Source organism: Pseudomonas sp. UBA7500, assembly GCF_002478435.1.
Classification (GTDB): domain Bacteria; phylum Pseudomonadota; class Gammaproteobacteria; order Pseudomonadales; family Pseudomonadaceae; genus Aquipseudomonas; species Aquipseudomonas palmensis.
This window is the reverse complement of the sequence record NZ_DLNW01000031.1, coordinates 57,589-83,982: the sequence shown is the minus strand read 5'-3', so window position 1 is coordinate 83,982 and position 26,394 is coordinate 57,589. Positions and strand designations below refer to the sequence as shown.

Annotated in this window: 25 protein-coding genes; 6 read left to right on the top strand and 19 right to left on the bottom strand. The window is 66.6% G+C overall.

Annotated features, from left to right (window positions below; all coding sequences use genetic code 11):
- Nucleotides 1–6: 6 nt before the first annotated feature.
- Nucleotides 7–285 carry a hypothetical protein gene (locus B4I46_RS15035; RefSeq protein WP_043863101.1) on the bottom strand — a complete coding sequence of 93 codons (279 nt, stop codon included), beginning with the start codon at nt 283–285 and terminating at the stop codon, nt 7–9.
- 160 nt (nt 286–445) lie between these two features.
- Between B4I46_RS15035 and B4I46_RS15030 the strand changes: the two genes are divergently transcribed.
- Nucleotides 446–1,465: a patatin-like phospholipase family protein gene (locus B4I46_RS15030; protein ID WP_043863102.1), complete on the top strand. Its 1,020-nt coding sequence runs from the start codon at nt 446–448 to the stop codon at nt 1,463–1,465.
- A gap of 16 nt (nt 1,466–1,481) precedes the next feature.
- On the opposite strand, the gene B4I46_RS15025 is transcribed toward B4I46_RS15030, so the two are convergent.
- From B4I46_RS15025 to B4I46_RS14955, 15 genes are all read right to left on the bottom strand, one after another.
- Nucleotides 1,482–2,180: a response regulator gene (locus tag B4I46_RS15025; protein WP_043863103.1), complete on the bottom strand. Its 699-nt coding sequence runs from the start codon at nt 2,178–2,180 to the stop codon at nt 1,482–1,484.
- Complete coding sequence (locus B4I46_RS15020; protein WP_043863104.1) at nt 2,177–4,831, bottom strand: sensor histidine kinase; 2,655 nt, start codon at nt 4,829–4,831, stop codon at nt 2,177–2,179. The genes B4I46_RS15025 and B4I46_RS15020 overlap by 4 nt, the downstream gene beginning before the upstream one ends.
- Nucleotides 4,832–4,846: 15 nt before the next feature.
- Nucleotides 4,847–5,407, bottom strand: a complete 561-nt coding sequence (gene kdpC / locus B4I46_RS15015; protein WP_054915735.1) for a potassium-transporting ATPase subunit KdpC — start codon at nt 5,405–5,407, stop codon at nt 4,847–4,849.
- A 14-nt stretch (nt 5,408–5,421) separates the two neighbouring features.
- Nucleotides 5,422–7,473, bottom strand: a complete 2,052-nt coding sequence (gene kdpB, locus B4I46_RS15010; RefSeq protein WP_286900783.1) for a potassium-transporting ATPase subunit KdpB — start codon at nt 7,471–7,473, stop codon at nt 5,422–5,424.
- A 10-nt stretch (nt 7,474–7,483) separates the two neighbouring features.
- Complete coding sequence (gene kdpA / locus B4I46_RS15005) at nt 7,484–9,178, bottom strand: potassium-transporting ATPase subunit KdpA (RefSeq protein ID WP_054915683.1); 1,695 nt, start codon at nt 9,176–9,178, stop codon at nt 7,484–7,486.
- An 8-nt stretch (nt 9,179–9,186) separates the two neighbouring features.
- Complete coding sequence (gene kdpF, locus B4I46_RS15000; protein ID WP_043863107.1) at nt 9,187–9,276, bottom strand: K(+)-transporting ATPase subunit F; 90 nt, start codon at nt 9,274–9,276, stop codon at nt 9,187–9,189.
- Nucleotides 9,277–9,469: 193 nt separating this feature from the next.
- On the bottom strand, nt 9,470–10,522 hold the full coding sequence (locus B4I46_RS14995; protein WP_286900781.1) for an AI-2E family transporter: 1,053 nt from the start codon (nt 10,520–10,522) through the stop codon (nt 9,470–9,472).
- A gap of 11 nt (nt 10,523–10,533) precedes the next feature.
- On the bottom strand, nt 10,534–11,343 hold the full coding sequence (locus tag B4I46_RS14990) for a DUF4892 domain-containing protein (protein WP_043863109.1): 810 nt from the start codon (nt 11,341–11,343) through the stop codon (nt 10,534–10,536).
- Between the two features lie 115 nt (nt 11,344–11,458).
- Nucleotides 11,459–12,310, bottom strand: coding sequence for an alpha/beta hydrolase (locus B4I46_RS14985; RefSeq protein ID WP_100634702.1), 852 nt, complete (start codon nt 12,308–12,310; stop codon nt 11,459–11,461).
- Complete coding sequence (locus B4I46_RS14980; RefSeq protein WP_054915681.1) at nt 12,307–13,101, bottom strand: alpha/beta fold hydrolase; 795 nt, start codon at nt 13,099–13,101, stop codon at nt 12,307–12,309. The genes B4I46_RS14985 and B4I46_RS14980 overlap by 4 nt, the downstream gene beginning before the upstream one ends.
- Nucleotides 13,102–13,193: 92 nt before the next feature.
- The gene (locus tag B4I46_RS14975) at nt 13,194–13,541 is read right to left on the bottom strand and encodes a hypothetical protein (protein ID WP_286900779.1); all 348 of its coding nucleotides are present in this window, start codon (nt 13,539–13,541) and stop codon (nt 13,194–13,196) included.
- An 81-nt stretch (nt 13,542–13,622) separates the two neighbouring features.
- Nucleotides 13,623–14,066, bottom strand: coding sequence for a hotdog fold thioesterase (locus tag B4I46_RS14970; protein ID WP_043863113.1), 444 nt, complete (start codon nt 14,064–14,066; stop codon nt 13,623–13,625).
- A 26-nt stretch (nt 14,067–14,092) separates the two neighbouring features.
- On the bottom strand, nt 14,093–14,548 hold the full coding sequence (gene sixA, locus B4I46_RS14965) for a phosphohistidine phosphatase SixA (protein ID WP_100634700.1): 456 nt from the start codon (nt 14,546–14,548) through the stop codon (nt 14,093–14,095).
- Nucleotides 14,545–14,892 carry a DUF4389 domain-containing protein gene (locus B4I46_RS14960; protein WP_043863115.1) on the bottom strand — a complete coding sequence of 116 codons (348 nt, stop codon included), beginning with the start codon at nt 14,890–14,892 and terminating at the stop codon, nt 14,545–14,547. Before B4I46_RS14960 ends, sixA begins: the two co-directional genes overlap by 4 nt.
- Nucleotides 14,893–14,908: 16 nt before the next feature.
- The gene (locus B4I46_RS14955; RefSeq protein WP_043863116.1) at nt 14,909–15,934 is read right to left on the bottom strand and encodes an NAD(P)H-dependent glycerol-3-phosphate dehydrogenase; all 1,026 of its coding nucleotides are present in this window, start codon (nt 15,932–15,934) and stop codon (nt 14,909–14,911) included.
- Nucleotides 15,935–16,104: 170 nt separating this feature from the next.
- Here B4I46_RS14955 and B4I46_RS14950 point away from each other — a divergent pair, with 170 nt between their 5' ends.
- The 5 genes from B4I46_RS14950 to fabB all read left to right on the top strand — a co-directional run bounded on the left by B4I46_RS14950 (nt 16,105) and on the right by fabB (nt 22,984).
- Nucleotides 16,105–18,216 carry a TonB-dependent receptor plug domain-containing protein gene (locus tag B4I46_RS14950; protein ID WP_043863117.1) on the top strand — a complete coding sequence of 704 codons (2,112 nt, stop codon included), beginning with the start codon at nt 16,105–16,107 and terminating at the stop codon, nt 18,214–18,216.
- A complete protein-coding gene (locus B4I46_RS14945) occupies nt 18,216–19,109 on the top strand; it encodes an ABC transporter substrate-binding protein (protein WP_286900775.1) in 894 nt (297 codons plus the stop codon). The genes B4I46_RS14950 and B4I46_RS14945 overlap by 1 nt, the downstream gene beginning before the upstream one ends.
- Nucleotides 19,106–21,031, top strand: a complete 1,926-nt coding sequence (locus B4I46_RS14940; protein ID WP_286900773.1) for an ATP-binding protein — start codon at nt 19,106–19,108, stop codon at nt 21,029–21,031. The genes B4I46_RS14945 and B4I46_RS14940 overlap by 4 nt, the downstream gene beginning before the upstream one ends.
- Nucleotides 21,032–21,236: 205 nt before the next feature.
- Entirely contained in the window at nt 21,237–21,752 is a 516-nt protein-coding gene (gene fabA / locus B4I46_RS14935) for a 3-hydroxyacyl-[acyl-carrier-protein] dehydratase FabA (RefSeq protein WP_043863120.1), read from the top strand.
- A gap of 11 nt (nt 21,753–21,763) precedes the next feature.
- The gene (gene fabB, locus B4I46_RS14930; protein ID WP_054915677.1) at nt 21,764–22,984 is read left to right on the top strand and encodes a beta-ketoacyl-ACP synthase I; all 1,221 of its coding nucleotides are present in this window, start codon (nt 21,764–21,766) and stop codon (nt 22,982–22,984) included.
- 94 nt (nt 22,985–23,078) lie between these two features.
- Here fabB and B4I46_RS14925 read toward each other — a convergent pair whose 3' ends face one another.
- The 3 genes from B4I46_RS14925 to B4I46_RS14915 form a co-directional block, all read right to left on the bottom strand.
- Complete coding sequence (locus tag B4I46_RS14925; RefSeq protein ID WP_043863122.1) at nt 23,079–24,704, bottom strand: methyl-accepting chemotaxis protein; 1,626 nt, start codon at nt 24,702–24,704, stop codon at nt 23,079–23,081.
- Between the two features lie 140 nt (nt 24,705–24,844).
- Nucleotides 24,845–25,309 carry a DUF3859 domain-containing protein gene (locus B4I46_RS14920; RefSeq protein WP_043863123.1) on the bottom strand — a complete coding sequence of 155 codons (465 nt, stop codon included), beginning with the start codon at nt 25,307–25,309 and terminating at the stop codon, nt 24,845–24,847.
- Between the two features lie 60 nt (nt 25,310–25,369).
- The gene (locus tag B4I46_RS14915; RefSeq protein ID WP_253087365.1) at nt 25,370–26,374 is read right to left on the bottom strand and encodes an amidohydrolase family protein; all 1,005 of its coding nucleotides are present in this window, start codon (nt 26,372–26,374) and stop codon (nt 25,370–25,372) included.
- Between the last annotated feature and the right edge of the window lie 20 nt (nt 26,375–26,394).

The following is a 26,394-nucleotide window of genomic DNA, read 5'->3' as shown; positions in this document are numbered from 1 at the left end:
CCTCCCTCAGCGCCCGGCGCGCGATTCACGGATGTAGAAGCGTGCCTTCTCGGCCTTGTTGCTGCAGCCTTCGAAGGCTTCGAACTGCTGCTGGGTCTTGGCGCCGGTCAGCAGCGACAGGGCCTTGGAATAGCTGACCGTGCCGGCGAAGCCCTCGGCCTTGGCCAGGTCCAGCTCCTTCCAGGCCGAATCCAGCTGATTGGCGCAGCTGTCCCGGTACGCCGTCTTGCCGGCGCAGCCGCTCAGTACCAGGGCAATCAGGGGCAGGCAGATCCAGGCTTTCATCGGTGTTACCTCAAAAGGAAAATGTTCGGGGTGGCACTTCGACGGCACGCACGCTGAAAAGTGCCCTGCTCAGCGTAGCCCAGCGCTTGTCACGATTGAAGCACAGCCCTGAATGGGTGCATTGTTAGGCCCACGAGCAGAACAGCCGCAAGGAACGACCATGAGCAAACGCGTAGCACTGGTGCTGGGGTCGGGGGGCGCCCGAGGGTATGCACACATCGGCGTGATCGAGGAGCTGGAGCGGCGCGGCTACGACATCGCCTGCATTGCCGGCTGTTCGATGGGCGCAGTGATCGGCGGCATCTACGCCGCCGGCAAGCTCGACGAATACCGACGCTGGATCGAGAGCCTGGATTACCTGGATGTGCTGCGCCTGGTGGACGTGAGTTTCAGGCTGGGCGCGATTCGCGGCGAGAAGGTGTTCGGGCAGATCCGCAAGATCGTCGGCGAGGTCAACATCGAGAACCTGCGCATCCCCTACACCGCAGTGGCGGCCGACCTCACCAACCAGCAGGAGATCTGGTTCCAGGAAGGCTGCCTGCACCAGGCCATGCGCGCCTCGGCGGCGATCCCCAGCCTGTTCACCCCGGTGGTGCAGGGCAACCGCATGCTGGTCGATGGCGGCATCCTCAACCCGTTGCCGATCATCCCGGTGGTGTCCAGCCACTGCGACCTGATCGTCGCGGTGAACCTCAACTCCACCAACCAGAAGCATTACCAGTTGCCGGTGATCGAGCGGCCGGCGGCGTTCAAGTTGCGCTTCGACAACCTGATCAACTCGCTGGGCTCGCACCTGCCGTTCCGGCGCAAGGCCGCCGAAGGGCTGATCCGCATCGAGCAGGCGGCGCCCAACCCGTGGCTCAGCGATGCGGCCGAGCCCGAGGCGCAGCAGCCCTCGGCGGCGCCCGAGACTGACGGCGCGCCGAAATCGGCGGCCGGCTCGTTCATTGTCGACAACGTGGGCCCGGCTTCGCTGCTGGACCTGATCAACCAGAGCTTCGAGGTGATGCAGACGTCGCTGGCGCAGTACAAGATCGCCGGCTACCCGCCGGATGTACTGATCAACGTGCCCAAGCGGGTGTGCCGGTTCTTCGAGTTCTACAAGGCGCCGGAGCTGATCGCGCTGGGACGCGAGATTGCACGCGATACGCTGGACAACTATGAGGCCGAGAGGCGCTAGGCCGGCGAAGAGGCCCTCAAGCCTGCTCCGGCCCGATCAACCGATACCCCACCCCCGGCTCGGTCACGATGAACCGCGGCGCCGTCGGGTCGTCCCCCAGTTTCTGCCGCACATGCGCCACCACGATGCGCAGGTAGTGGCTGTCCTCCACATGGGTGGGGCCCCAGATATCCTTGAGCAACTGCTGCTGGGTGATCACCCGCCCCGGGTGACGCGCCAGTTGCGCCAGCAACGCATACTCCTTGCGGGTCAGCGCCACCTCCTCGCCCGCCAGCGTCACGCGCCGGTAGGCAAGGTCCACGGTCAACGGGCCGAAGCGCGGCGCCGACTCTTCGGCCACCGCCTGGGGCACCTGGCGCAGCAACGCGCGCACCCGCGCCAGAAACTCCTGGATGCCGAACGGCTTGGTCACGTAGTCATTGGCCCCGCCGTCCAGCGCCTCGACCTTCTGCACTTCGCTGGCCCGCACCGACAACACCAGCACCGGCACCTGGCTCCATTCGCGCAGTTCGCGCAGCACCTGCTGCCCGTCCATGTCGGGCAACCCCAGGTCGAGCACCACCAGCTCCGGCCGACCCAGCGCCGCCTGGCTCAGGCCCTCGGCACCGGTGCCCGCCTCCAGCACCTTGTAGCCCTGCGAGCCAAGGCTGATGCGCAGGAACTTGCGGATCTGCGGTTCGTCGTCGATGACCAGCACGGTCGCGGTCTGGCTCATGGGGTCTCGCTGTCCAGTTCAGGTTGGGCCGGAAGCGGCAAGCATAGTGTGATGCAGGTGCCACGGCCATCGATGCCGTCCTCTACACGGATCTGCCCGCCATGGGCGCCGATCATGCCCTGGCAGATCGCCAGCCCCAGCCCCGTGCCCTGCCCGCCCCGGTCCCCGCGCGCAGCGGTGTAGAACATGTCGAAGATGCGCGCCCGGTCCTGCGGCGCAATCCCCGGGCCCTCGTCGGCGACGGCCAGGCACAGCTGCTCGCCTTCCACACTCACCCGCAGTTCGAGGCGCCCGTGGGCCGGCGAGAAGCGTGCCGCGTTCTCCAGCACATTGATCAGGGCCTGCTCGATCAGTGCGGCATGCACGAACAGCAGCGGCAACTCTGCCGGCACCTCGGTGCGCAACTGCAACGGGGCCAGCACCACGCGCAGGCGGCTCAGGGCGCTGCCGACGATGTCGGTCGGCGCCACCCAGTCGCGCGCGAGCTTGAGCCCGCCATGCCCCAGGCGGGTCATGTCGAGCAGGTTCTGGATGTAACGGTCCAGGCGCTCGGCCTCGTCGCGGGTGCCTTCGAGCAGCTCGCGACGGTCGTGCTGACTGATTGCCTCACCCAGTGCCAGCAGGCTGTCGATGCTGCCGCGCATGGCAGTCAACGGGGTGCGCAGGTCGTGGGACACCGAGGCCAGCAAGGCACTGCGCAACTGCTCGGTTTCGCCGTGCAGGCGTGCCGCCTCCAGCTGATCGGCCAGCCGCGCCCGGGCCAGGGCCTGGGCCAATGGCTGGCTGAGGGCCTTGAGCAGGCGCCGGCGCTGGGCCGTCAGCACCTGGCCCTCGCGCGGGCGTACGCCCAGCAGGGCCAGCGGGCCTTCCTCCACCGACAGCGGCCACCACCACCAGCGCCCGTTGGGCAAGGTGTCGCTGCCAAGGCCGGCGGCCTGGTCATGCTGCCAGGCCCAGTCGGCGGCCGCCCGCTCGGTGTCATTGAACTGCAGGGCACCGCCGCTGGCCACCTGCAGGCGACCTTCGGCATCGCGTTCGAGCAGGCACATCTGCACGTCCGTCCAGCCCTCCAGGTGGTGGCTGGCGGCATTGAACACCGCCTGGCGGTCGGTAGCTGCGGTCAGCCGGCGGGTCAGGTCCAGCAATTGGCCGGTCTGCTCCTGGGTTTCGCGCAGCGCCTGCAACTGACGCCGCTGGCGCGCCGCCAGGTTGCCGGTCAGGGCGGCCATCAGCAGAAAGAACACCAGGGTCAGCACGTCCTCCTCGCGCTGGATGCTCAGCGAGAAATTCGGCGGTATGAACAGAAAATCGTAGGCCAGAAACGACAGCGCGGCGCACACCAGCGCCGGGCCCAAGCTGCTGCGCACCGCCACCAGCAGCACTGCTGCCAGAAACACCAGCGAGATGTTGGGCAGCGCCAGCACCCCGGCCACGCCCCAGGCCAGTGCACTGGCCAGCACGGTGGCAAGCAGCGCCAGCAGGTAGTGGCGCCAGGCCCAGGCTCGCGCCACCGGCGCGCTGACCGGTTCTGGCTGTGCGTCGCGGTCGAGCACGTTGATTTCCAGCCCGTGGGCCTCGCGCAACAGGCGCGCCGCCACACCGGCACCGAACCAGCGCCGACGCAGCCGATCACGCGACTGGCCCACCAGCACCAGGCTCGCACGCCGCTCCAGCGCATGCTGGATCAAGGTGTTGGCCACCTCGCCGGCGCGCAGCACCACCACTTCGCCGCCCAGCCGCTCGGCCAGCTGCTGGGCGGCCTGCAGGCGCTGGCGTGCGGTTTCGTCGCGCAGGCGGCCGTTGTCCACGTGCACCAGGCTCCAGGGCAGGTGGCGGCGCTGTGCCACGCGGCTGGCATGACGTACCAGGCGCTCGGCCTGGGCATCGCCATCCACCCCCACCAGCAGGCGCCCACGCAGCGCCGGCGCATCCTGGCCCAGGCTGCGGTAGCCGTGGGCGAGGTCGGCATCGACCTGGGCGGCGGCGGTCTGCATCGCCAGCTCGCGCAGGGCCGTCAGGTTGGTCTGGGTGAAGAACGCATCGATCGCCGCCCGCGCCTGCTCCGGCACGTACACCTTGCCGTCGCGCAGGCGTTCGAGCAGCTCGCGCGGCGGCAGGTCGATCAGCACCAGTTCGAAGGCTTCCTGCAGCACCCAGTCGGGCAGCGTTTCGCGCACCTGCACGCCGGTGATGCCGCGCACATGGTCATTGAGGCTTTCCAGGTGCTGCACGTTGACCGTGGTGTACACGTCGATACCGGCCGACAGCAGCTCCTGCACGTCCTGCCAACGCTTGGCGTGGCGGCTGCCGGGTGCGTTGCTGTGGGCCAGCTCGTCCACCAGCGCCAGTTGCGGGGCGGCCTTGAGCAGGCCGTCCAGGTCCATTTCCTCCAACTGCACGCCACGGTACTCGGAGCGCACCAGCGGCTGTTGCGGCAAACCGCCCAGCAGCGCCTCGGTTTCGCTGCGCCCATGGGTTTCGACGATGCCCGCCAACACCCTCACCCCCTGGCGCAACTGCGCATGGGCGGCCTGCAGCATGGCGTAGGTCTTGCCTACGCCGGGCGCTGCGCCCAGGAACACCTTGAGCCGGCCGCGCCCCTCGCGCGGCAACTCGGCCAACAACGCATCGGCGCGTTCAGAATCACTCATGGTCGACACACGTCCTTATTTCGAAGCAGGTGCGAGCTGGTCGAGGGCCGCATTCAGGGCCAGGATATTGACCACCGGCGGCCCCACCAGTGGGTGCAGGGTGGACTGCTCCACCAGGGCTTGCAAGGTGGGCAGCGGCAATTGCCGCGCCGCTGCCACCCGCGCCAGCTGATAGGCCACGGCTGCTGGCGGCAGGTGCGGGTCCAGGCCGCTGCCGGAGGTGGTCAGCAGCGCCAGCGGCACCGGGCCTTGTGCCGGCACATACAGCGCCTGGGCCTGCTCGCCCACGCGTTTGGCCAACGCCGGGTTGCTCGGCGCCAGGTTGCTGGCACCGCTGGACACCGTGGCATAGTCGGCCGCCGAGGGCCGCGGCTGGAACCAGCCCGCGCCACTGAACGGCTGGGCCAGCAGGCGCGAGCCGCGCACCTGGCCACTGTCGTCGCGCAGCAGGCTGCCGTTGGCCTGCTCGGGGAACGCCACCTGGGCGACTCCGGTGACCACCAGCGGGTACACCGCGCCGGTGATCAGGGTCATCAGCACAATCAGGCTCAGGGCCGGGCGTACTAGCGTCGTCATGTTCATCTCCCAGTTCACACAAGGTGCAGCGCATTGAGCGCCAGATCGATCAGCTTGATCCCCACGAACGGCACCAGCAGCCCGCCCAGACCGTAGATCAGCAGGTTGCGCCGCAGCAGGTGGGCAGCGCTGGCGGCCTGCACCCGTACCCCGCGCAGCGCCAGCGGGATCAGCACCACGATGATCAGCGCGTTGAACACGATCGCCGAGACGATGGCGCTCTGCGGGCTGGCCAGTTGCATCAGGTTGAGCACGCCCAGCTGCGGGTAGATCGCAGCGAACAGCGCCGGCAGGATGGCGAAGTACTTGGCCACGTCGTTGGCAATGGAAAAGGTGGTGAGCGCGCCACGGGTCACCAGCAGCTCCTTGCCCACCTGTACCACATCCAGCAACTTGGTCGGGTCGCTGTCCAGGTCGACCATGTTGGCCGCCTCGCGGGCCGCCTGGGTGCCGTCATTCATGGCCATGCCGACATCCGCCTGGGCCAGCGCCGGGGCGTCGTTGGCACCGTCGCCGCACATGGCTACCAGGCGCCCGTCGTTCTGTTCCTGGCGAATGCGTGCCAACTTCTTCTCCGGCGTGGCCTCGGCCAGCACGTCGTCGACCCCGGCCTCGGCGGCAATCGCCGCGGCGGTCAGCGGGTTGTCGCCGGTCACCATCACGGTGCGAATGCCCAGTTTGCGCAGCTCGGCGAAGCGCTCGCGAATGCCGGGCTTGACCACGTCCTTGAGGTGGATAACGCCCAGCAGGCGCTTGTCCACGCACACCAGCAACGGTGTACCGCCACTCTGGGCAATGCGGTCGACTTCACGGGCCAGGGCGGCCGGCAGGTCCAGGCGCTGCATGCCGACGAACGCCAGTACCGAATCCACCGCGCCCTTGCGGTAGCGCTGGGCGCCGAAGTCGACGCCCGACAGGCGGGTTTCGGCGCTGAAGGCCACCGGCACCAGGTGTGCAGCGTCGGGTGGAGTGAAGTCATGCAACTGGCGCAGGTAGTCGACGATCGACTTGCCTTCGGCGGTGTCGTCGGCCAGCGAGGCCAGCAAGGCGCCCTCGCCCAGCTCGCGGACAGTGATGCCGGGGGCGGCGTGCACCGCACTGCAACGGCGGTTGCCGAAGGTGATGGTGCCGGTCTTGTCCAGCAGCAGCACGTGCACGTCGCCGGCCGCTTCCACTGCACGCCCCGAACGGGCAATCACGTTGAGCCGCACCAGTCGGTCCATGCCGGCGATGCCGATGGCCGACAGCAGGCCGCCGATGGTGGTGGGGATCAGGGTCACCAGCAAGGCCACCAGAAACACCATCGGGATGCTGCCACCGGCAAAGTGCGCGAAGGGCTGCAGCGTGACCACTACCACCAGGAAGATCAGCGTCAGGCCGATCAGCAGGATGTCCAGGGCCACCTCGTTGGGCGTCTTCTGGCGTTTGGCGCCCTCGACCAGGGCGATCATGCGGTCCAGGGTCGACTCGCCCGGGTTGCTGGTGATCTGCACCAGCAGCCAGTCGGACACCAGCCGGGTGTTGCCGGTGACCGCAGAGCGGTCGCCGCCAGACTCGCGGATCACCGGTGCGGACTCGCCGGTGATTGCCGCCTCGTTGACCGCGGCGATCCCTTCGATCACCTCGCCGTCACCGGGGATCATCTCCCCGGCATCCACACGCACCACATCGCCTTTGCGCAGGTCACTGGCCGGCACCACCTCGAACTCGCCCGAGGCCATGCGCCGCCGCGCGTTCAGGCCCTGGCTGCCGGCCTTGAGGCTGTCGGCGCGGGCCTTGCCACGGCCTTCGGCCAGGGCCTCGGCGAAGTTGGCGAACAGCACGGTGAACCACAGCCACACGGCGATCTGCACCGATACGCCGGTGGGTACGTCGCTGGGCAGCAGGCACAGCAGGGTGGTGAAGATAGCGGTCAGTTCCACCACCAGCATCACCGGGGCGCGCTTGAGCTGGCGCGGGTCGAGCTTGACGAATGCCTGCACCAGGGCCGGACGCCAGAGCGCGGCGAAGGTGGTGCGGGCAGTGGCGGACGGGGCCGCCTTCACTTCGGAAACAGGCAGGTTCATGGTCGGCTCCTCACAAGCCCAGGCTCAGGTATTCAGCAACCGGGCCCAGGGCCAGGGCCGGCAGGAAGGTCAGGCCACCGATCAGCAGGATGGTCACCAGCAACAGCGTGACGAACAGCGGGCCATGGGTCGGGAAGCTGTTCTGGCCCACCGGCGCGCTCTTCTTCAGCGCCAGGCTGCCGGCCAGGGCCAGCACCGGCAGGATGTAGCCGAAGCGCCCGATCAACATGCCCAGGCCGATCATCAGGTTGTGGAAGGTGGTGTTGGCGCCCAGCCCGGCAAACGCCGAGCCGTTATTGGCACTGGCCGAGGTGTAGGCGTACAGCAACTGGCTGAAGCCGTGCGGGCCCGGGTTGCTGACCGCGGCGGCAGGCCCCGGCAGGCTGGTGGCCAGCGCGCCGAGCACCAACACGCCCACCGGCATCACCAGCAGTGTGGCGACCAGTAGTTGCACCTCGCGGGCCTGCAGCTTCTTGCCCAGGTATTCAGGGGTACGACCGATCATCAGCCCGGCCAGGAACACCGCGATCAGCACGTTGAGCAGCATGCCGTAGAGCCCGGCGCCGACGCCGCCGAAAATCACCTCGCCGACCATCATGTTGACCAGCGCGACCATGCCGCTGAGCGGGTTGAGGCTGTCGTGCATGTTGTTCACCGAGCCGTTGGAGGCCGCGGTGGTGGTCACGCTCCAGAGCACGCTGGCGGTGGTGCCGAAGCGGCTCTCCTTGCCTTCCAGCGGCGCGGTCTGCTCCACCAGCGGGCTGTTCAGGGTGGGGTTGGGCTGGTACTCCGACCACAGCGCGGTGGCGCCGCCGATCACGAACAGCGCAAGCATGCAGGCGATGATCGCCCGGCTCTGGCGCAGGTCCTTGACGTAGTGGCCGAAGGTGAACACCAGGGCCACCGGAATCAGGATGATCGAGGCCACCTCGAACAGGTTGCTCCAGGCGCTGGGGTTCTCGAACGGGTGCGCCGAGTTCACCCCGAAAAAGCCGCCGCCGTTGGTGCCCAGCTGCTTGATCGCGATCTGGCTGGCAGCCGGGCCCAGCGGGATCACTTGGTCGGCGCCCTGCAGGGTCAGTGCATGCACATAATCGGTGAAGGTCTGCGGCACGCCCTGCCATACCAGCAGCAGCGCCAGCAGCAGGCACAGCGGCAGCAGCCCGTAGAGGGTGGCGCGGGTCATGTCGACCCAGAAGTTGCCCAGGGTGCTGGCCGAGCGTCGAGCAATGCCACGACACAGCGCGACCAGCACGGCAAGGCCGGTGGCGGCGCTGACGAAGTTCTGCACGGTGAGGCCGAGCATCTGGCTCAGGTAGCTGAGCGAGGCTTCGCCGCTGTAGGACTGCCAGTTGGTGTTGGTCATGAAGCTGACGGCGGTGTTGAACGCCAGCGACCACTCCTGGCCGGGCAGGTGCTGCGGGTTCAGCGGCAGGTGCCCTTGCAGCAGCAATACGGCAAACAGCAGCCCGAAGCCTGCAAGGTTGAAGGCAAGCAGCGCCAGGGCGTACGTCTTCCAGCTCTGCTCGGTGGCAGGGTCGACCCCGGCCAGCCGGTAGCAGCCCCGCTCCACCGGCCCCAGCAGCGGGCTCAGCCAGGTGCGCTGGCCTTCCATCACCTTGTAGTAGAAGCGGCCCAGCCAGGGCGCCGGCAGCAGCACCAGGGCGAAAAAGGCCAGCAGCAATGCGTAATCGTAACTGTGCATGGCTGCTCCTAACCGCGATCGGCGCGCAGCAGCGCGGCCATCAGGTACACAAACAACGCCACTGCCAGCAGCAGTGACACCCCGTCCAGAATGCTCATGAAGAATCTCCGTCCCGCGGCACGGTGCCGCTGACGGTGATTGTCGGGAGGGGGGGCGTAAAGGGGCGAGAGGGCTAGCGAGGGTTGGGTATAAAGAATGCGTAAAGAGAGCGAATCGGCATGGCTGGGACGCCCCGTTGGCCGGCAGGGCCGGCGCCTGGCAAGGGCGGCCCGGCCAGCCAGGCCGGTGCGATCAGGCCCGCGGCGGGTGCTGCGGCTCGCTGCGGGTCCAGTCCAGCAGCAGGCTGTAGGCCACTGCCAGCAGCGTGGGGCCGATGAACAGGCCGATGAAGCCGAACGCCAGCAACCCGCCAAACACCCCCAGCAGCACGATCACCAGCGGCAGGTTGCCGCCCCGGCTGATCAGGTAGGGCTTGAGCACGTTGTCCACGCCACTGATGATGAACGTGCCCCAGATCCCCAGGAACACCGCCATGCCGTACTGGCCCTGCCACGCCAGCCATGCGGTGGCCGGCACCCAGGCCAGCGGCGGCCCCATGGGGATCAGGCTGAGCAGGAAGGTCACCAGGCCCAGCACCAGCGCGCCCGGCACCCCGGCGATCAGGAAGCCGATCAGCGCCAGCAGGGCTTGCGCCGCTGCGGTGCCGATCACGCCGTTGACCACCCGTTGCACGGTGCCTGCCACCAGGTCCAGGTAGTATTCGGCGCGCTCGCCGATCAGGCGGTTCAGCAGGCGCAGCACGAAGGCCGACAGCCGCGGCCCGTCACGGTAGAAGAAGAACACGAACACCAGGCTCAGGGTCAGTTCGAGAATCCCCCCGCCGATCTGCGCACTGCGGGCCAGCAACCAGTTGCCCACCTGCCCCAGGTGTGGCTTGATCGCCGCCAGCATGGCCGCGCCCTGCTGGTCGAGGGTGTCCCAGAAGCCGACCAGGCGCTCCCCCACGAAGGGTATGCCGCCCAGCCAGTCCGGCGCATCGGGCAGGCCGTCGACCTGCACGTCGCGCACGAACGCGGTGGCATCACGAATATGGTCGGCCAGGTTGAAGCCCAGCCACACCAGCGGCAATGCCACCAGCAGCATCCATACGCCCGTCAGTACGCTCGCCGCGAGGGTTTCGCGCCCGCCGAGCACGCGCGTGAGCAGGCGCATCAGCGGCCAGCTGGCATAGGCCAGGATCGCCCCCCACAGCAGCGCGGAAATGAACGGGGCCATGACCCACAGACCGGCCCCCAGCAAGCCGATAAGGATGATCTGCACCAGCAGGCGATCGTTGTTGAGCATAGCGGCCCCGGTCAGCGGATCAGTTCGACATGCAGCCCGGCAGCCGGCTGCGTACCCACTTCAAGCCGTGCTGCGCGCACCCCGGCCTTGACCAGTTGCTCGCGCCAGGCCTCGGCCTGGGCGCCGGTCAGGGTCACACGCAAGGTACTGTTCAGGTTGAGGCTGCGCGACAGCAGGTTGACCCAGGCCGGCTGCGGTTCGCCCTTGAGGTCGGCATAGTCGAGCTTGCCGGTGCTCAGCAGTTCGCGCTGCACGGTGGCCGGCGTGGGCAACACCTCGCCCAGCGGTGCGTTGGCCACAAACTCCTCGACATGCAGGTACGCGCGCCGATTGCCCTTGGTGATGCTGTACAGCGCAACCAGGGTGTCGCTGGAGGCGCCGGAGCGGCGCAACAGAATGAACGCCTGCTGATTGTCGGCACCGGTCAGGTTGAATCGCCCGGCCAGCTGCGCCGACCACAGGCTGCTTTCACCGCAGTCCTGCCCCTGGCACCAGAACAGCGGATAGCCACCTGCGGTCTGCAAGGCTTCGCGAGCGGCGGTAAAGGCTTCGTTGGCACTGCGCTCGGCCGGCAGCTGGTAGGTGGCATAGCTGACCTTGCCGCGGCCCTCGACCTTGCCCTCCATGCGTACCACATTGCTGATCTTGCGCAGCGAACCGAGGGGGTACACCCGCTCCTGTTCCTGCTCCAGTTCCTGCGCACTGGTCTGGCCCACTACCTTGGCATCCACCGGAATCGGCAGTTGATCGGCCATCAGTGGTGTGCTGGCAAGCACGGCCAGGCCGGCAAGGCCTGTTCGAATCAGACGCGAAATACTCATTGGCGGGCCATGGCGCTAAAGGCCTCGATGGCGAAAAAAGGTGCAACGGTGTCGCGCTTGGTCATGGTTGTCTCCCTGTTCAACCCGCCAAGCCTCGACAGTTGCCCGCCGCAAGTCAAGAAATGGCAAAGAAGCGATTGAAACAGTCTGCAACAAGGCTGGCGCCCGACTCGTCGTTCAGGTGCAGGTGATGCCCGCCCGGCAGCTGTTCCAGCTTGAAGGGTAGCTGTTCGAGCAGGGGGGTGTTGCGCGCCAGCATGCCGTCGGCGGCCACCACCAGTTGGGTCGGACAGGCGATGCGGCGCACGAAGGTCAGCGCCTGCTCTTCGCTCATGCGCAGCGGCGACGGCAGGGTCAGGCGGCTGTCGCTGCGCCATGTGTAGCCACCCGGCACCGGCATCAGGCCGCGCTGGGCCAGCAGCTCGGCGGCCTCGCGGGTGACCGCGACCATGCCCTGCATGCGCGCCTGCACCGCCAGCTCCAGGGTCGGGTAGACGGTCTTGCCCTTGCCGCCCTGGCGCAACTGCGCCTGCAAGGCCATGCCCATGCGCTCGGCCGTGTCCTGGGGGCCGGCGCCGGGCGGGATCACCCCGTCGATCAGCGCCAGGCGGGTGACCCGCTCGGGCAAGGCACCGGCCAGGATCACCGAGATGATCGCCCCCAGCGAGTGCCCGAGCAGGGCAAACCGTTGCCAGCCCAGTTGCTCGGCTACCCGCAGCACGTCGTGGGCGTAGTCCCACAGCGCGTAGCCGGCGCCCACCGGCCGATGGTCTGAATAGCCATGCCCGGCCAGGTCCAGTGCCACGATGCGCAGCCCATGCAGCCGGGGCGCCAGGCGCGCGAAGGTGTTGGCGTTGTCGAGCCAGCCATGCAGGGCGATTACCGGGATGCCCTGCTGCGGGCCGAACAGGTGCGCCGCCAGTTCGATGTGCCCCAGGTTCAGGCGCACTTCCTCCACGCCACTCATTGCACCGCTTCCTGCCAGCGATCGAACAGGCCCTTGATCAGGCTCGCGGTGTCATGCGGGCGCTCCAGCGGAAACATGTGCCCACCCGGCAGGCTGTGGAACTCGCCCCTGGGCATGCTGCGCACGGCATACGCGTGGTGGCGGCGTACCACGCGGCTCTGGCTGCCACGCACCATCGCCAGCGGCAGCGTCAGCTGGCGGGCCGGGCCGGGGCTTACGTGGGGCAGGCTGCGATAGATGCTGATCTCGGTGGCCGGGTCGAAGCGCAGGCGCAACTGCTCGCCCTCGTCCTGCAGGCCATGTTCCAGATAAGCCTCGAAGCAGTCGGGGTCGAACTGGCGAAACAGCGCCTTGCCGGTGAAGTAGGCCCGGGCGCTCTCGCGGTCGGCGAACGCCTCGCGGCGTCCCAGGGTGCGGCCGGCCGGGGTGATGCGGTCAATGAAGCCAAATCGCTTGGCCAGCTGGATCAGCCACTCGTCAGCTCGGGTCAGCACCGGCGAATCGAGCATCACCACCCCACGGTAGTACTGCGGGCAGCGCATCGCCGCGTGCAGGTGCAGCACCCCGCCCAGCGAGTGCCCGACCCCCCACACCGGCTCGGGCTGCTGCTCCAGGTGATGGATCAGTTCATCGACCAGGTTCTGCCAGTTGTCGTTGACCGGAAAGCGCGGGTCGTGCGCGTGCTGCGGCAGGTGGGTGACGTGATAATCGGGGGCCAGCGCAGCGAACAGCTTGCCGTAGGTGGCCGAGGGGAAGCCGTTGGCATGGGCGAAGAAGATCTGCTGCGTCATGGTCGCCTGTCCGCGAAGGGGAATCGGGCCATTTTCCCCGCCGCGGCAACACCCGGCAACATCCGTACAGGCCAGGGAGCACGACGATCAGGTCAATTCGCGTCGAAGCCGGCAATCGAACGGCGCAGGCAGGCCTGCAGGTACAGCAACTGGTACTCGAGCGCATCACGTGCCTTGCGCTTGTGCTCGCGGCTCAGTTCGGCCCGGCGCAGTGCCAGGCAGGTGGCCTGCAACTGATGCCCCATCAGGCGGCCCGTCTCGCGCAATTGCCTGAGCTCACGCAGCCCCTCCAGGCGTCGCATCAACTCGTCGAGCTTGGCCTCGGCGCTGTCCTTGAGCACGTTGTACTCGGCAAAATCCAGCGCCTGGGCACGCTCGACCTGGCGCACGATGTCGTAGAAGTAGGCCGAGCCTGCCATTTCCGGATCCGGTGTGTTCATCGCCAAACTCCTGTTCGCGCCCCCGATGGGTCCTGGGGGCACGCTAGCAAGGCAGGGCATGGGCAACAACTGGTAGAAATATCAGGTCGCCGGTGGGTTGTCGCCCAGCGCGATGACGGCGATGGTCAGGCGCGAGATGCAGTTGAGCTTGCCGTCTTCGGTGCTCAGGCGGATGTCCCACACATGGGTGCTTCGGCCAATGTGCACGGGCCGGGCAGTGGCCGTGACGCGCCCGCTGCGCACACCGCGCAGGTGGTTGGCGTTGATCTCCAGGCCCACGCAATAGAAGCGCGTGGTGTCGATACACAGGTAGCTGGCCATGGAGCCGACGCTCTCGGCCAGCACCACCGAGGCGCCGCCGTGCAGCAGGCCGAACGGCTGGTGGGTGCGCTGGTCGACGACCATGCTGGCGCTCAGGGAGTCGTCGGTGAAGCCTTCGAAGCGAATATCCAGCACTTCGCCGATGGTGCCTTTCTGGCGGGCGTTGAGCTGGTCGATATCGGGTTGGGTTTTCCAGAGGCTCATGCAGCATTCCTTGTCGTGGTTGGCGATCAGGGGGGAGTGAGACTGCGCAGTGTCATCAGCCCGGCCAGGGGGTGGTCGCCGTCGAGTTCGGCGAGGCTGGCGGTGCCCATGGGTGCAGGGTCCTTGCGATGGCCATGCTCGAGCAGGCACACCAGCGTGCCCACCAGCGGTTGATGGCTGACCAGCAGCACCTGCTCCACCCCCAGCCTGTCCAGCTCGGCGATGACCTGCTGCGGGTCGCTTTCGGGGGTGAGCCAGGGCACGGTCTGCACCGGCTTGTCCAAACCCAGCGCCTCGTGGACCAGCGCAGCGGTCTGCTGCGCGCGTACATAGGGGCTGGCCAGGATCACCTGCGGCGCGCAGCCGAGCAACTGGGCGGCACTGCGCAGCACCTGCTCGCGACCGTGGGCGGTCAGCCGGCGTTCGGCGTCGCTGTTGGCGCGGGGCTCGGCTTCACCGTGGCGCAGTACCCACAGCTTCACAGCTTGGGCTCTTCGTCACGCGCCGGGTGTGGCGCAGGCGGCACGCTGTGGGCGGCTTCGCCTTCCGGCGCGCGCGGGGTGGGCCAGTCGGCGAACGGCCAGGGCTTCTGGTCGGTGTGGAAACTGCCGAAGCGACCGATCTGGGCCAGAAACTGGCTCAGGCTGTCGCCGAAGTTCATCAGGCTGGCACTGGGTGCGCCGTAGATCAGCCGGTACACCAGTTGCACCACCACCAGGCCACCCAGCAGCAGCTCGGCCAGTTGCCATACCAGTAGGAACACCAGCATCCACAGCACACGCAAGATGATCGATTCGCGCTGCGCCTGTTTTGGGGACTCGTTCATGCCCTGCTCCTGTAATTCAGTTGAAACCGCTGGTGGAAATGAAGTCGACGTCGGTTTTCGGCTCGCCGCGCATCAGCAGCTCGATCACCTGGCTCAGGGTCCGGCCTTCGAACAGGATGGCATGCAGGCCGGCTACCAGCGGCATGTACACCTGCACTTGCTCGGCCTTGGCCTTGAGCACCTTGAGGGTGTTGACCCCTTCGGCCACCTCGCCCAGGCGGTTGACCGCCTCGTCCAGGCTCAGCCCCTGGCCCAGGGCATGGCCGACCTGGTAGTTGCGGCTCTTGGGCGAGGAGCAGGTGACGATCAGGTCGCCGACACCCGCCAGGCCCAGGAACGTCATCGGGTTGGCGCCCTGGCTGACGGCGAAGCGGGTCATCTCGGCCAGCGCGCGGGTGATCAGCATGCTCTTGGTGTTCTCGCCCATGCCCAGCGCCACCGCCATGCCGGCGATGATGGCATAGACGTTCTTCAGGGCGCCGCCCAGCTCGACGCCAAAGCGATCGTTGCTGGCATAGACACGGAAAGTACGCCCGTGCAGCACGGCCTGGACCCGCTGGCACAGCTGCTCGTCCTCGCTGGCGACCACGGTGGCGGTCAGCGCGTGCTCGGCCACCTCGCGGGCCAGGTTGGGCCCGGAGAGCACGCCGATGCGCGCCTGTGGGGCGATCTCTTCGAGAATCTGGCTCATCAGCTTGAAGGTATGCGCCTCGATGCCCTTGGTCAGGCTCACCAGCAGCTTGTTGCTCAGCAGCTCGGCATGGGGCGCCAGCACGCTGCGCAGGGCGCTGGACGGCAAGGCGACGAAGATCAGCTCGCAGGCCTGCAGGGTGGCCAGCAGGTCGTTGACCGGCTCGACGCCCGGGTGGATCTTCACGCCCTTGAGGTAGCGCGGGTTTTCGCGGTTGTTGCGCATGGCCTCGGCTTGCTCGGGGTCGCGCATCCACTGCCGTACCTCGACACCATTCTCGGCCAGCAGGTTCGCCACGGCGGTACCAAAGCTCCCGCCTCCAAGAACTGCAACAGGCTGCTGTTCAGTCATATCCAATCCGTTAAAACCAATAAAGTGGCGACCCCCGCATTATACGGAGCGTTAAGGCCACGGCCAGCGCCAGATGTGCGATTGGACCGCAGCAATGCGGGTTTGATCGCTGGAAAAAGCCGGCTACTCGGTTAACATGCCCGCTCGATACCCGCCATCAAGGCCGCGCCGTGCATCTTGGCCCTCCCCCCTCGCGCCCGCTGGTTCTGCTGACTGCCCTGCTGGGCGGTCCGGCGGTGGCGGACGACCTGTTCGTCGACAGCCAGGCGCTGCCGCAGATCCTGACCGCCACCCGCCTCAGGCAGTCGCCGGCGGCGGTGCCCGGCAGCATGAGCGTGCTCGACAGTGAGCTGATCCGCGCCAGCGGCGCGCGCAACGTACCCGAACTGCTGCGCCTGGTGCCCGGCATGATGGTCGGCTACGGCGCGGGCAACCAGCCGGCGGCCAACTACCACGGCAGCAGCGTCAACGATGCGCGGCGCATGCAGGTGCTGGTCGATGGCCGTTCGGTGTACCGCGCGGGGCTGGCGACGGTGGACTGGGGCGATATCCCGCTGGCACTGGAGGATATCGAGCGCATCGAGGTGTTCCGCGGGCCCAACACCGTCAGCTATGGCGCCAATGCACTGATGGCGGTGGTCAACATCCTCACCCGCAGCCCGGCCGACAGCCATGGCACGCGGCTCAAGGTGATCCGCGGCCAGCGCGGCATCGACGACTGGTACGCCAGCCAGGGCCTGGGCTGGGACGGCGGCGACCTGCGCCTGTCGCTGTCGGGCCAGCAGGACGACGGCTTTGACCACAACGCGCAGGGCCAGCACTACCGCGATGGCCGCCGCCTGAACCGCCTGAGCCTGAGCGCCAGCCATGCGCTGAACGCCGAGCAGAGCCTGGACTGGCAGTTTTCCGCCAAGGAAGGCAGCGAGCAGCGCCCCTATGCCTATACCCCGGTGTTCCCCGGCGTTAGCGGCGCAGGGGCGAACGCCGACGTGAATGCCAAGGACTACGCCGCCTCGGTACGCTGGAACATCGACCTGGACCCGCGGCACAGCCTGTACCTGCAGGGTTCGGCGCTGCACTGGGATCGCCAGCAGGTGTGGCGCGCGTGCGATGCGGCCATCGCCTTCAGCCCGCAACTGGCGCAGCTGTGGCGGCTCAACCCGGGCTATACCGAACGCCTGGCCCGCAACATCGACGCACCGATTCCTCCCGGCAGCGACCAGGAGCAGGCGCTGGCCCGCGAGGTCCGCCAGCAGTGGCACAACGGCGGTGCCAACCCGGTGTGCGGCGACATCGACCAGAGTACCCGCGAAAGCCGCCTGGACCTGGAGCTGCAGGACACCCTGAGCCTGAGCGACAGCCTGCGCCTGGTCAGCGGCGTCGCCTACCGCTACGACCGGGCCGACTCGCAGACCTACTACGATGGCAGCCTCGACGACACCACCTGGCGCCTGTTCGGCCAGCTCGAGTGGCGCGCCGACGAACACTGGATCGTGCAGGGCGGCGCGATGTTCGAGGATACCCGGCTGGCGGGCAGCTCGCTGGCCCCGCGCCTGGCCGTGAACTACCTGATCACCCCGCGCCACGGCCTGCGTGCGGTGTACTCGGAGGCGGTACGCTCGCCGGACATGTTCGAGAACAACGTCAACTGGAGCTACCGCGTCGACAACCTGCGCCCGGCCGCTTTCGGCCAGCGCCACGCCGAGTACTTCGTCACCACCCGCGGCCCGGGCGACCTCGACCAGGAACGCATGCGCTCGCAGGAGCTGGGCTACAACGGCTTTTTCAGCGAAATCGGCCTGAGCCTGGACATCAAGCTGTTCCATGACCAGCTCACCGGCATGGTCAGCGAACCGCTGCGCAACAACCGGCCCATCGCCAGCAACGCCAACAAGGCGCGTTTCACCGGCAGCGAGGCGCAACTGGACTGGCAACTGCGCAGTGCCGACCGCCTGCGCCTGACCTACGCCTATGTCGATGCCTGGGCCAGCAACCCCGATGACCGCCACCTCAGCGCACGCAACAGCGGCTCGGCCGGCTGGCTGCGCGACTGGGGCCGAGGCTGGTCGAGCGCAGTGTTCTACTACGGCGACGACGCCCTCAACCAGTACCGCTTCGAGCGTGTCGACCTGCGCGTGGCCAGGCGCATCCCCATCCGCAACGCCAGCCTGGAGCTGGCCGGGATGCTTCAGCAACGCCTGGATGACGAGCCCACCAGCAACTGGCAGAACCGCTACGACAGCCGGCAGGTGCTGTACCTGAGCGCGGAGCTGGAATTCTGATGCGCCTGCTGCACGCTTGCCTGGTGCTGATGCTGGCGTGGCCGCTGAGCGCACTGGCGGCCGCAGACATTCTGGTTACCGCCGCCCAGGGCAATGCAGGCGTGCGCGACTTCGTCACCGCCCTGCGCGCGCAGCGCCCCACCGATCACGTGCGCTTCACCGCCGTGTCAGAACTGCCTGCCGGGCACAGGCTCAAGCCGGGCACGCGCCTGATTCTGCTCGACCTGGCCGCACTGGACTGGCGCCTGAAACAGCCCGAAGGCCCGCCGACGCTGGCCTTGCGGGTCAGCCGGGTACAGGCCAGCCGGCACCTGGGCGACCGACGCCCGTCCTACCTGAGCCTGCTGTGGAGCGACCCGCCGCCCGCGCGCCAGTTGCGCCTGGCCCACTACCTGCTGCCCCAGGCCAGGCGCATTGGTGTGCTATATACCGAGAACAGCCGGTTCCTGCTCGACGAGCTGCGCCAGGCGGCCAAGGCGCTGCGCCTTGAGATCATCGCCCAGGCCTGGCCCGACCCGCGTGACAATCGGCCGCTGCAGGCCGTGCTCAAAAACAGCGATGTGCTACTGGGCCTGGACGACCCACTGCTGTACAACGCCACCACGGCCAAGCACCTGCTGCTGAGCAGCTATGCACGCCAGGTCCCGCTGATCGGTCCGAATGCCGGGTTCGTGCGCGCCGGCGGGCTGGCCAGTACCCTGAGCGACCAGCATGACTGGCTGGCGGTGCTCGACCGCCTGCTCGACCAGCCGCCGGCGGCCTGGCCGCGGACGTTGTACCCCGAGCGATTTCGCGTGGCCGGCAACCAGCAGGTGGCCCGAGCCCTGGGCATCGAGGCGATAGACCCGGTGGCCGCACAACAGGCCGTGGCCGCAGGAGAGAAGCACCGATGAAAAAACTGACCTGGGACATCAGTACCCGCACCCAGATCATCAGCCTGGGGCCGGCCCTGCTGCTGACGTTGCTGCTGATCAGCTTCTTCACCTTCGTACGCATCCAGGACTTGCGCCAGGAGCTCAACCATACCGGCCAGCTGATCGCCAACCAGCTGGCACCGGCCTCGGAATACGGGGTCATTTCGGGCAATGACGAAGTGCTCGAGAGCCTGATGCGCGCCACCCTGACCATCCCGCATGTGCGCTTTCTCGAAGTGCAGGACAGCGAAAACCACATCCTGGTGTATGTCGAGCAGGCCGACGAGCACGAGAACCGTCCCCAACAGGTCGAGGTGTTCCAGGCGCCTATCCGCCTGCAGCGGATCTTTCTGGACAGCGATTTCCTGCACAACGGTGGCTCGGCCTCGACCCGCAAGGACGATTACCTGGGCCGGGTGATCGTGGGCATGTCCGATGACGCCTTCAACCAGCGCCAGCAGGAAATCGTGATCAAGGCCGCGATCCTGGCCCTGTTCGCCCTGCTGTTCACCTTCATCCTCGCACGGCGCCTGGCGCGTAGCCTGTCGCGTCCGATCAGCGACATGGGGCACGCGGTCAAGGCCATCCAGAAAGGCGACTTCAATGCGCCGCTGCCGGTGGTCGACGACAGCGAGCTGGGCCACCTGGCCCGCCACATCAACAACCTGGCCAGCGGCCTGGCACAGGCCAGCCACGAGCAGCAACAGGCTATCGCCCAGCTGATCCAGGCCCGCGAGGAAGCGGAACAGGCGAACAAGGCCAAGTCGGACTTCCTGGCGATGATGAGCCACGAGCTGCGCACCCCCATGAACGGGGTGCTGGGCATGCTGCAACTGCTGCAGACCACCGCGCTGAGCGAAGAACAGAGCGAGTACGCGGCCGTGGCCAGCGAGTCCACCGGCCATCTGCTCAAGGTGATCAACGACATCCTCGACTTCTCGCGGATCGAGCGCACGACGCTGGAGCTGGAGCACATCGAGTTCAACCTGGCCGAGCTGCTGGGCAGTTGCACGCAGTCGTTCCAGCACGTCGCCCAGCAGCGCGGATTGCTGCTGCTGGCGCCACTGCCGCCGGGCATGGAACAGTTGCGCGTGGCCGGCGACCCGACCCGCATCCGCCAGGTGCTGGTGAACCTGATCGGCAATGCGCTGAAGTTCACCGAACACGGCAGCGTGCAGATCGAACCGCGCTGGCAGGTACTGGACCGACAACTGATCTGGTTCACCTGTGCGGTGCGCGATACCGGCATCGGTATCGACAGCGAGCGCCTGGAAACCATGTTCGTGGCCTTCCAGCAGGCCGACAGTTCTATTTCACGACGTTACGGCGGTACCGGCCTGGGGCTGTCTATCGCCCGCACCCTGACCGAGCGCATGGGCGGCACGCTGCGTGCCGAAAGCCGTGAAGGCAGGGGCTCGACCTTTACCCTGGAAATGCCGCTGGCGCTATGCATGCAGCAGAACCCCACGCTGCCTGCGCCCAGGGCCGACAACAGTGACCCTGGCCAGGGCCGACGCATCCTGCTGGTGGAGGACAACCCGGTGAACCAGGCCGTGACCCAGGCCATGCTGCGCAGCCTGGGGTTCGAGGTGTGCGTGGCCGCCGATGGCGCCCAGGCGGTGGCGCTGGCCAGCCGCCAGCGCTTTGCCGCCACGCTGATGGATTGCCGCCTACCGGTCATCGACGGCTACGAGGCCACCCGGCGCATTCGCCAGATCCCCCATGCCGCAGCCATGCCGATCATCGCCCTGACTGCCAACGCGCTGCAGGGCGATCGCGAACGCTGCCTGGCCGCCGGCATGAACGACTACCTGACCAAGCCGTTCAAACGCATTGATCTGCAGCAGATTCTGCATCGCTGGCTGCCCGCACAGGCATCTGTGACTGGCGATAAATGCTAAAGTGCGGCAGTCTTACAGACTGAACCGGGCCCTTGCCGGGCTTGTCATAAAAATTTCAGTGCACAAGTGTACATCTTCGTCCCCTGTGCTGTGACTTTCACTACAACGCAATAGTCTATGTGTAGGCTGCCGCCCCAAGCCTGAGGCTTTTGGGTCGGTCGGGAAGATCTACCCCGTGCCGCACGGTGACTATTGAGGAGCTCGCATGACCAAACAAAACGCCTTTACCCGGGAAGACCTGCTGCGCTGCAGTCGCGGTGAGCTGTTCGGCCCAGGTAACGCGCAACTGCCCGCCCCTAACATGCTGATGGTGGATCGCATCACGCACATCAGCCAAGAGGGTGGCAAGTACGGCAAAGGTGAGTTGGTCGCCGAGCTGGATATCAGTCCAGACCTGTGGTTCTTCGCCTGCCATTTCGAAGGCGACCCGGTGATGCCAGGCTGCCTGGGCCTGGATGCCATGTGGCAGCTGGTCGGATTCTTCCTGGGCTGGCAAGGCCTGCCAGGCCGTGGCCGGGCCCTGGGTTCGGGCGAAGTGAAGTTCTTCGGTCAGGTACTGCCGACCGCCAAGAAAGTCACCTATAACATCCACATCAAGCGCGTCCTGAAAGGCAAGCTGAACATGGCCATCGCTGATGGCTCGGTCAGCGTCGACGGCCGCGAGATCTACACCGCCGAAGGCCTTCGGGTCGGTGTATTTACCTCCACTGAAAATTTCTAAGGGTTATTCGCATGCGCCGCGTCGTAATCACAGGTCTGGGCATCGTATCGTGCCTGGGCAATGACAAAGAGACCGTCTCCGAAAACCTGCGTAAAAGCCGTCCGGGCATCCGTTTCAACCCGGAATACAAGGAAATGGGGCTGCGCAGCCAGGTTTCCGGTTCCATCGACCTCAACCTCGAAGAGCTGATCGACCGCAAGGTCTATCGCTTCGTCGGCCACGCAGCCGCCTACGCCTACCTGGCGATGCAGGACGCGATCAAGGACTCGGGCCTGAGCGAAGAGCAGGTGTCCAACCCGCGCACCGGTCTGATCGCCGGTTCCGGCGGCGCCTCGACCCTGAACCAGATGGAAGCGCTGGACATCCTGCGCGAAAAAGGCGTCAAGCGCGTCGGCCCATACCGCGTTACCCGCACCATGAGCAGCACCGTGTCGGCGTGCCTGGCCACCCCGTTCAAGATCAAGGGCCTGAACTACTCCATCGCCTCGGCGTGCGCCACCAGCGCGCACTGCATCGGTACCGCGATGGAACAGATCCAGATGGGCAAGCAGGACGTGGTGTTCGCCGGTGGCGGTGAAGAAGAGCACTGGAGCCAGTCGTTCCTGTTCGACGCCATGGGCGCACTGTCCAGCAAGCGCAACGACACCCCGGAAAAAGCCTCGCGCGCCTACGATGCCGACCGTGACGGTTTCGTCATCGCCGGCGGTGGCGGCATGGTAGTGGTCGAGGAGCTGGAGCACGCTCTGGCCCGTGGCGCGAAGATCTACGCCGAAATCGTTGGCTACGGCGCGACCTCCGACGGTTACGACATGGTTGCCCCAAGTGGCGAAGGCGCGATCCGCTGCATGCAGCAGGCGCTGTCCACCGTCGACACCCCGATCGACTACCTGAACACCCACGGCACCTCGACCCCGGTCGGTGACGTTGCCGAAATGAAGGGTGTGCGTGAAGTGTTCGGCGACAAGGCCCCGGCCATCAGCTCCACCAAGAGCCTGTCGGGCCACTCGCTGGGCGCTGCCGGCGTTCACGAGGCGATCTACTGCATGCTGATGATGGAAGGCAACTTCATTGCCGGCTCCGCCAACATCGACGAGCTGGACCCGGAAGTGGCCGACCTGCCAGTTCTGCGCGAAACCCGCGAAAATGCCAAGATCGACACCGTGATGAGCAACAGCTTCGGTTTCGGCGGCACCAATGCCACCCTGGTGCTCAAGCGCTGGGCTGGCAAGTAAGCAAGGGCTCGCCCCTGCTGTAGAAACGCCCCGACTGGTTCGGGGCGTTTTTGTTTGCGGCTTTCGGAGCAATTCGCCGGCAAGGCCAAAGGCGTTACACCGAAAACCTGCCCACCAGCGTATTGAGCTCGATGGCCAGCTGCGACAACGCCTGGCTCGCCGCGCTGGTCTGGTTGGCCCCCGCCGAGCTCTGCAGCGCCAGGTCGCGGATGTTGGTCAGGTTGCGGTCCACCTCCCGCGCCACCTGTGCCTGCTGCTCGGACGCACTGGCGATCACCAGGTTGCGCTCGTTGATCAGGCTGATGGCCGTGGCAATCTCTTCCAGCGCCGTACCCGCCGCATGCGCGCCATCCAGGGTGCCCTGGGCACGCTGGTTGGTCTGCTGCATGCCCTCCACCGCCCGGTCGGTACCCTCCTGGATGCCACCGATCATCTGTTCGATTTCCCGTGTCGACTGCTGGGTACGATGAGCCAGTGCCCGTACCTCGTCGGCCACCACTGCAAAACCGCGCCCGGCATCCCCCGCCCGCGCCGCCTCGATGGCCGCGTTCAGGGCCAGCAGGTTGGTCTGCTCGGCGATCGAACCGATCACATCCAGCACCTTGGTGATGCCGTGCACCTGCTCGGCCAACTGCCCGACTTCCGCGGCATTGGCGGTAACGCCATCGGCCAGCGCCTCGATCGACGCTACCGTGAGGCGCACCTGCTCGCGCCCCTGACGGGCAATGCGATCGGACTCGGTCGAGGCCTGGGAGGTGGCCACCGCATTGCTCGCCACCTCTTCCACCGCGGCGGTCATCTGGTTCACGGCGGTGGCGGCCTGCTCGATTTCCTGGGTCTGCTGGTGCAGGCCGCGGGTAGCGTCCTCGGTCACTGCGCTGAGCTCTTCGGACGCCGAGGCCAGCTGGTTGGACGAATCGGAAATACGCCCGATGGTATCGCGCAGGCTCTGCTGCATCTGCTTGAGGGCCGCCTGCAAGCGCGCCGGCTCGTCACTGCCCTCCACGTTGATCTGCGGGGTCAGGTCGCCGGTGGCGACCACCTCGGCCACCTGCAGCGATTGCGCCAGCGGGCGCACGATACTGCGGGTCAGGGTCAGCGCCAGCACCACGGTGAGCACCAGTGCGGCCACCAGCAGGCCGACCACCCACACGCGGGCACGCTCGTACACCGTGCCGGCAAGCTCGGTGGCCATGTTGGCGTGATGGTTGTTGAGGGCGATCAGCTCGTTGAGGGTGGTGGTGAGCTGATCGGCCAGCTGGTTCATCTCACCGTTGACCAACGCCACCGCCTCCGTTGTCTGGCCCTGCAGGGCCATCTGCGCTACCCGTGCCTGATAGCTCAGGTACTGCTGCTCGAGCTTGAGGTAGCGGTCGAACAGCGCCTGCTCCTCGGGCAATGCAATCAGGGCCTGGTAGCGTTGCTGTTCCTTGCCCAGCTCGCCCTTGATCTGCTCGATGCGTGAATGGGTCTGCTGCTGCGCGGCGTTGTCGCTGTTGAGCAGCAGGCGCAGGGTCAGCGCCCGTATCCGGAACATGTCCTGGCTGATCTGTCCCACAGAGATCACACTGGGCAGCCAGTTGCTGTCGACCTGTTCGGACTGCTGGCGCATGCTGCTCATCTGCAGGAGCGAGAAGGCCCCCAATGCAAACACCAGCAACGCTACCAGACCAAACCCCAGACCTGCCCGCGGCGCAATGTTCAAACGTCTCAAGCTCATCTTCCGGTTCCCTCCAAAAGCGCTGCATCGGTCATGCAGCTGACGTGCTTATTAGAAGGTATCGGCCCTTGAGATTTTTGCGTAAGACGAAAAAGTGATATCAAAACGCCTTGTCATTGCGAGCGCAGGCGGCGCATGCCTCATTGCACGATGAAGCGCTGCTCGGCCAGCAGGCGGTCCCCCTGGAACACCATGAAGTGCCACTGGCCCGGTACCACTTCGTGGTGCTCGGTAAATTCATAGGCCATGACATCCTGCGCGGCCCCCGGTACCAGCTTCTGCACCACCTCGAACTTGTCATGGCGCTGGCCGTCGGGGGTGATCACCCCGGGGGTCAGGTACAGCAGCGTCAGGGGCGTGTCTTCGGCCACCTTGCCTTCAAGGCGATAGCGCAGGCCGAATTTGCTGCCAAGACGGGCCGGCACTCGGTCGGTGTGCTCCAGGGTCTGGCTGGTCTGGGTCAATACCCGTTCACCGGGCTGGAAGTCCTGGTGGCGGGTCTGGAACACGCCGTACTCCACCGGCCCCTGCACCCGCACCTCTGCACCGGCCACCGCACTCACCAGCATCAGCGCGGCCATGGCGCCCAAACGACTCTTCGACATACTGCTCTCCATCAGGTTGATGGCGGCAGGCTATGGGGCTTGCATGACAGGCTGATGACATCAGCGTGACCTGGGCAGTACCGCGAGAAAGTTGTCCTTGGCCACCTTGTGCGCCACGGCCTCGGGCAAGGCATCCAGAAACCGGTCGAACCCGTGCAGTTGCTCGCCCAGGCTGGCGAAGCGGCCGACCACATCGGAACCGAGCATGAAACGCTCGGGGAAGCGCTCCACCAGCGCAACCCATTCGGGCCGTGGCACGCCCTTGTCGTCCAGCAGGTAGGGTTGGAGCACGCTCCACGACAGGTCGATGTACAGGTTCGAATAACGCTCGAGCATGCGCGTCAGGGTCGGCAGCAGAAAGTCCAGCTGGGTCTGGTGGCGGTGAATCTCCATGCTGGTGCCGGCGTGGGCCCAGATGAAACGGGTATCGGGGTGCTCGCGCAGGGGCTGCTCGATCTCTTCCAGGTACAGCGGGTTGCGTTCGCGCTTGGAGGTGATGTTGGAGTGGATCAGCACCGGCATGTCGTGCCTGGCCGCCAGCTGATAGATGAGGCCCAGCGCCTCGTTGTTGGCCCGTGGCGTGTCGCCGCTGGTCAACGCCGTCAGGTCGTCGTGGCGGGTGAAGACTTCGCCGATGCCCTGCCACAGGCCGGGAAACAGCTCGAGCATGCGCTCGATATGGGTGGCCGCGTTCTTGTCCACCGGGTTGAAGCCGGTCAGAAACGGGTGAAAGCGCTGGCGCTGCTGCTCGGGCAACTGTTGCAGCGCCGCTGCCACATAGATGTCGGTGGCGCTGTACCAGTAGGCTGCGGCATCATCGCCGGCGTAGTAGCGCGGGCGCTTGGGCTCGTCTTCATGCCATTTCTTGGCCACCGCCACACCCGAGATCATCGACTGATCGATACGCGCCGCATCCATGGCCTTGAGCAACTCGTCCATGCCGGCGCTTTCCTGAAAGAAATCGACATAATGCAGGTGCGCGTCGCTGTAGCGGTACTCCCGCGCCTGGGCTATGCCCGACAGCGTCACCGACAGCAACAGGCACCCCAGCGTCCTGGCCCACATCGCAATCCCCTTGTGCAATT